This window comes from Glutamicibacter sp. NPDC087344 (assembly GCF_044744225.1).
In the GTDB taxonomy this organism is placed as follows: domain Bacteria; phylum Actinomycetota; class Actinomycetes; order Actinomycetales; family Micrococcaceae; genus Glutamicibacter.
Map to the genome: position 1 here is coordinate 1 of NZ_JBIUXY010000025.1, position 5389 is coordinate 5389.

Below are 5389 nucleotides of genomic sequence, written 5' to 3' on the forward strand. Positions count from 1 at the left end.
GTTTTTATCCCGTCCGGCTCGTGGCGACAAGGAAAAACTATACACAGGTTTGTGGGGTCGTGCAAATCGGTGGGGTACTTTTCCACGGTGACCGTCGACACATCAGGAAACAAAGGTTTCTCAGAGCAGGATGGAACTGTTGCTTTATGGATTTCAGCAATAAGGGGCAAGGCTACATTAGGGTGCCCCACCGACCGGAGAAGCTGGTGCTAATACCGTCACGCACTACGAAATGCAAACGCCACAGCGTTAGCCAACACCCGGAGCGGTTCCGCCACAACAAAACCATTCTGGTCCCGCTTTGGCACACGCTCCGAGCTCCAACCACGTATGGAAGCTGCTTCCGCTGGCCACCCACCAAGACTGCGTCCTCATATGTAGCATCCGGCGCAGAGAACTAAGGCATTTCAGGGGCTCCGGAACTTCATCTGTCCCCCTTCGGTTATTGAGCTGACTCCCGAAGCTCAGCGAGCCCTTGTTCTCTGTTCCGTCCTTTCAGTACATCAATGAGAGCGGCCCTGTGGGTCAGTTGTGGATAGTGTCCGGCACCAGGCACTGAAATCAGCTCAACGTTTGGAAGCGATGCGAGCTGGCGAGCATCCGCGCCAGTGAGCGGGTCGTTGCTTCCCGTAATGATGCGAACGGGGCCGCTGAATCGCAACAGCGCATCTCGTAGTTCATCACGCCATTGAGTCGAACCGGTTCGGGCAAGATGCTCGGACACGGCCTTGGCACGGCCTCGTTTGAGGTCGTCGACGCTGGATTCGAGTGCGTCTGCACTTACTTCCTCACCTGTTAGCCGTCGCGAGAGCCGCACAGAACTCGTGCTGCCCAGATAGGCGCTCACCAGTGGCCGCAGCCTATTTGAAAGGCGCGCAGGACTTTGGAGGAAGAAGGGTGCGATCAAGGTAAGGGACTTGACTTGCGAGGGTGACCGTTCGGCCGCAACTACCGCCGCGGCAGCCCCCATGGAATGCCCAACAAGATCTACGGGCTGAGTAGCTACCACCGCCGGCAGCCACCGTTCCCAGTCCTTGATGCCAGTCCCGCCGCTGAGGCCGAGTCCGGGAAGGTCCAGGACCCTGCCGCCAACGCCTGCTGCGACACCGGCCCAGGTGTCTGCGTTTACTGGCAAGCCCGGAAAGAACAGCCAGTTTGATTGGGCAACACCCAACTCAAATGTTTTCACACCGCCAACGTCGATGAATCGGCGTCCGCGAAGTCTGGCAGCACCAAATCGGTGCGCGGCCAAGTGATCCGCCCACCGTTCCAGAGACACCAATACGTCAGGTGTTTGGAGTCCATGTCTATCGGCGAAGGCGATTGCACTGTCCGTCGGATAGCGGTCGGTTGACATGAAGGTGAGGGTTTCTGGATCCGCCTTGGTGATTCGAGACGGCAGACGCTTGATAATTCCAAGCGGTAAACGCAGGTGCGGGACCTTCACCCCGAGGTGCCGGCCGACATGCGTCAGCAGGTTCGCCAGCGCTGGGGTAGCATCGTCCAGAATCCAGAAAGACCGGCCCTCGGCTTCCGGGTCGCTCGCTGCTGCCGCCATAAACGCGGCCAGATAATCAACCGCGACGACCGGGAGGAAGGTCGAATCATTTCCGGGCAGCGCTTTTATCGAGCCATCCCAGATCTGCTCGATCGTGTCTGCCAGGCCGATATGCTGGTCGGACTCCCCCGTGGAGCTGTCCCCAATGACGCTAGATGGATTCACGATAGTCCAGGCAATTCCCTGCTCCTGGGCTCGCGCTTGAAAAATCGCGTCAGATTCCACCTTTGAGGCTTCATAGGCCCCGAGCTCCTTATACACAGCGGCGCGGTGCTCCGTTGTCCATGGAATGGTGGCGGGGTCTTGTCCGCCTACACGATAGCCGGAAACATGCACGACCCGCTGCAGAGCCGGCAGGGAAGCTGCGAGGTCCAATAGCTTCTCGACAATGCCGACGTTGACGTCGCGTGCCTCCTGAGCAGTCATTCCGAAACGGTACGAGCCGGCGCAGTTGTGGATCTCGGTAATGTGGCTAAAAGCCGCTGGACCGCCAGCGAGCACCTCGGGGGCATCAAAATCAACGATTGTTGTGTTCATCCGCTGGGTCAGGCCGCGCTCCGCCAGCCATTCTTGGACCTGTTCTCCGGATTCGATGCTTCGCACTGCCGCCGTAACTCTCACACCGGCCTTGGCAAGGGTCAGGACGAGGTGCCTCCCTACGAGGCCCGAGGCCCCGAGTACAAGTGCGTGGCGAGGTATTGCATGTGGTGTCATCGCTTCGCCTCCACTCCCTGGCAGCGGTGATTGACAAGTTCCTCCACAATAATTGCGGCCGAAAGCAGGGGCTGGGTGCTCTGCATGGCCCGCGAGACGATGACTGCCCCCTCGATCGTCGACACGATGACGGTTGCCAATGACCGCGCCGCCGCGACGTCGAGACCGTTTGCCTCGAGGAAGGCCGATGTAGGGGCAATCCAGGATTCAAAAGCCCTGACACACGCCTGTCGCAGCCGCTCGTTCTCTGCGCCCATCTCCAAGGTGACCACAGAAACCGGGCATCCCAGTCGGAAGCCGCTCTCGCCAACGAGTGCAGCCAGGGATTCAATCACTGTACGGGCAGCTTCACCTGCGCTGCCCGCGGAACCTACGGCCTGCACAATCAATGACTCAAACTGCTTCGCAGCGAGCTCGACGGCCGCAACACCTAGGCCCTCTTTCCCATCGGAATAGTGAAAGTAGATCGACCCCTTCGGTGCTGAAGCATGTTCAACCACTGCGTTTAGACCCGTGCCGCTATAGCCGTTGGTTTGGATCAGCGCGAGCATTGATTCTGCAAGCCGCGCTTTTGTCAGGTTTCCTTTGGATGGCATGAGTTAAAAATAGACCGATCTACATATTTTTTCAAGCGGGAAACGCCACCAACCATGCCGCATCCGGTTGAGTTCAGTTCGACCCGCCGTGCACTTCATGGAACCAGCGCGATGACCGGTAAAACTGGCCCGCCGTCTTTTACAGCGCTGGAACTGAGCACGGGGAACGACGCTCATCGAATCGAATAGCTGTCCGGATGGGAAACCTTTCGCGGGCGAAACAAGCAGCACCGCATGAAGAAGAGTTCCCCGCCGTGGCAGGGTCCTGGCAGTTCTACGCACTTCAGCTCTCTGTGCCCCACACGCATGGCTGTCCGCCCCCAATAATGTTTTGGTTCACGTAGGCTGAAAGGCGTGCAGCTTCTGCACGATCCGACCTTTGCCATCTACCTTGCCTGAAAGGGAATACCCTGCGTTTCGCGGCACTTCGGCGGTACTGCGAGTTAACCAGCCGCGTCGCTTCTTCGGTAGCACCGGAAGAACAACACAGCGACTACGAAGCCGGCTTAGCCGACATCAATGGCGAAATGTGGCGGATCCGCACTGCACGGGTGACGCCAACTAAACCAGGAGCCTTCGTTGCGCTCTGGCATCGCGGTGATTCAGGCGAGACGGCGCCCTTCACCGATGACGGTCGCGTTGCCGGCGTTCTCGTCTTCGTTGACGACGGCATGAACTTCGGGGTGTTTAGATTCGAACCTTCACACCTTGTTCAGCTGGGCATTTTCGCTTCGGCCCGCTCCAAGGGAAAGCGCGGGTTTCGTGTTTATCCCAGCTGGTGTAAGGACCTGAACTCCCAGGCCTCTAAAAGCCAGCGGAATCAGGCTAAGGCGTTTTCGCTGCTCAGTCCCTAGCAATCTCGAGCCGCCGATGCCGAAGCTCTCGTTGCGTTCCGCGCAGGGGTGAGCCGTCAAGCGGAAGCTGGCTCAGATCGATGGAGTCAGCAGCTTTGAGAACCAGCTGGTTGGCTTGCTCAATGGCTCGGTCATTCAAGCCCAGGCTGGCTCCAAACTGGTCCCAATGCCTGCGCTTTAAGTTCTTCGTCTTGCCCGCTAGGGGCAGCGCCATGGTGTCGTCGCCGTAGAGCAATGTGCATGGCACGTCGTATATCGGCGATGGCGAGAAGCGGCCGGCCGCGTTCGCCAAAATGGAGATATTCTTGCCATGTAAATCGCCATTGCCGCTGAGCCACGCGAACAGAAACTGAATGTACAGGTTTCTGAGGGCCACAACGGGTGCGTGACAGCGTGCAGATAGCGCAAGGCTGGCTTCCTCGGCTGTCACTGAGTACTTGGCCGCCGGCGGTAGGTTCAGTACCTGCATCGCGTCTTCCAAGGCGAATCGCTTCCCCATTGGAAGGGACTTGTCACTTGCGCGATCGAATCGCTCGATGAGCAAACCTTCAATGCCGTTCTTGTCATAAACAAGCCTGCTTGTAGCTACGGGAAGCTTGAGCTGACGAGCCGCACGCAAGTGCAGCTCCTCGTTTTCCACTAGGTGCGGATGGTCTCGAGGGTCCAGCTTCAGCAAATAAGCGGCACCGCCTAACGACAACGGAGTTGTCAGCATCGTCGCACTGATCTTCTCTTGAACTCCGGGGATCGAATGCAAATCCAATGTTCTGGATAGGGCAACGAAGTCAATACTCTTCGGATCATGGATCTCGGCGATTACTGGAGGGGCCGAGAGCTCTACCCCTGCAGGCACAATGCTCACATCGCCAGGAGTGTCTGCACCTACAACCATCAGCAGAGTCAGCTCATCGGACAAACTTGTTTTTGCTGCGTCCTTAAGGACCGTTAGCCGATGCCCCTCGGGAAGGAGCCCCGAAAAGAATGCTGGCAGGCTACCGCTGCCACTGATAAAAGCTTCACTCGAGGCCGGCAGGCTAGTTGCAATACCGACAGCTCCTGAAGCCAGATAGTCATCGGTGTAGGAAAACTCTATGCTGCCGTCGGCCAGGCGACGCAGAGTGCCAGCCAACATGCCGTTCTGATAAACATCGGCGTTACGGACAAGCTTGAGATCTTGAAAGTTTGCGGTCATCGCTCTACCGCGATCTTCAGGCCAAGTATTTCTGCCGTGGACAGCACCGCCGAGAAAGAAGGGTTGCCGCATCCTGCCTCAATAGATCTCAGCGTGCGCTCCGAGATCCCAGCCAAGGCGGCCAATTGATCTTGCGTCAGCCCATTCTCTTTGCGCGCCGCTTGAATCGCAGATCCAATTTCCAAGAGTGAAGCCATGGACGCCTCCTATCCGGCAGAATAACTCCGATAAGTTACGGTCTCACATCAATAATCCACGAGAATCGAAGATTCGGCAAGATTTTGCCGAAACCGCAGGCCTGTATCGAGAATTGACCGGATCGGTCCGAAACCGGCAAAATCCAGCCGGTAGGCGCCCCGAAGTGGCGATGCAGCTACCACCCGCGCTGGCCCGTCGTCAGGCAGAGAAAACACCGTTAAACACGAAAAAGAGGGCCCCACCAGGACCCCCACCAACACCACACCCCACAAAGAGC

The 5389-nt window shown here is 57.8% G+C and carries 6 protein-coding genes; 1 reads left to right on the plus strand and 5 read right to left on the minus strand.

The window, feature by feature from the left end:
• Nucleotides 1-442: 442 nt before the first annotated feature.
• A complete protein-coding gene (locus ACIOWL_RS21125; protein WP_400389933.1) occupies nucleotides 443-2272 on the minus strand; it encodes an alpha/beta fold hydrolase in 1830 nt (609 codons plus the stop codon).
• A complete protein-coding gene (locus tag ACIOWL_RS21130; RefSeq protein WP_400389936.1) occupies nucleotides 2269-2868 on the minus strand; it encodes a TetR/AcrR family transcriptional regulator in 600 nt (199 codons plus the stop codon). Before ACIOWL_RS21130 ends, ACIOWL_RS21125 begins: the two co-directional genes overlap by 4 nt.
• Nucleotides 2869-3278: 410 nt before the next feature.
• On the opposite strand from ACIOWL_RS21130, the gene ACIOWL_RS21135 reads away from it, so the two are divergent.
• Nucleotides 3279-3722, plus strand: a complete 444-nt coding sequence (locus tag ACIOWL_RS21135; protein ID WP_400389947.1) for a MepB family protein — start codon at nucleotides 3279-3281, stop codon at nucleotides 3720-3722.
• Here ACIOWL_RS21135 and ACIOWL_RS21140 read toward each other — a convergent pair.
• The 3 genes from ACIOWL_RS21140 to ACIOWL_RS21150 form a co-directional block, all read right to left on the minus strand.
• On the minus strand, nucleotides 3712-4914 hold the full coding sequence (locus ACIOWL_RS21140) for a type II toxin-antitoxin system HipA family toxin (RefSeq protein WP_400389938.1): 1203 nt from the start codon (nucleotides 4912-4914) through the stop codon (nucleotides 3712-3714). The two genes, ACIOWL_RS21135 and ACIOWL_RS21140, sit on opposite strands and share 11 nt — an antisense overlap.
• A complete protein-coding gene (locus ACIOWL_RS21145; RefSeq protein ID WP_400389941.1) occupies nucleotides 4911-5111 on the minus strand; it encodes a helix-turn-helix transcriptional regulator in 201 nt (66 codons plus the stop codon). Before ACIOWL_RS21145 ends, ACIOWL_RS21140 begins: the two co-directional genes overlap by 4 nt.
• Before the next feature lie 48 nt (nucleotides 5112-5159).
• Nucleotides 5160-5389, minus strand: a 230-nt coding sequence (locus tag ACIOWL_RS21150) for a hypothetical protein (protein ID WP_400389944.1), incomplete at its 5' end; no start/stop codon positions are given.

Coding starts and splice junctions, on each gene's coding strand:
- ACIOWL_RS21125 (WP_400389933.1), bottom strand. CDS start 2,272: ATGACACCACATGCAATACCTCGCCACGCACTTGTACTCGGGGCCTCG.
- ACIOWL_RS21130 (WP_400389936.1), bottom strand. CDS start 2,868: ATGCCATCCAAAGGAAACCTGACAAAAGCGCGGCTTGCAGAATCAATG.
- ACIOWL_RS21140 (WP_400389938.1), bottom strand. CDS start 4,914: ATGACCGCAAACTTTCAAGATCTCAAGCTTGTCCGTAACGCCGATGTT.
- ACIOWL_RS21145 (WP_400389941.1), bottom strand. CDS start 5,111: ATGGCTTCACTCTTGGAAATTGGATCTGCGATTCAAGCGGCGCGCAAA.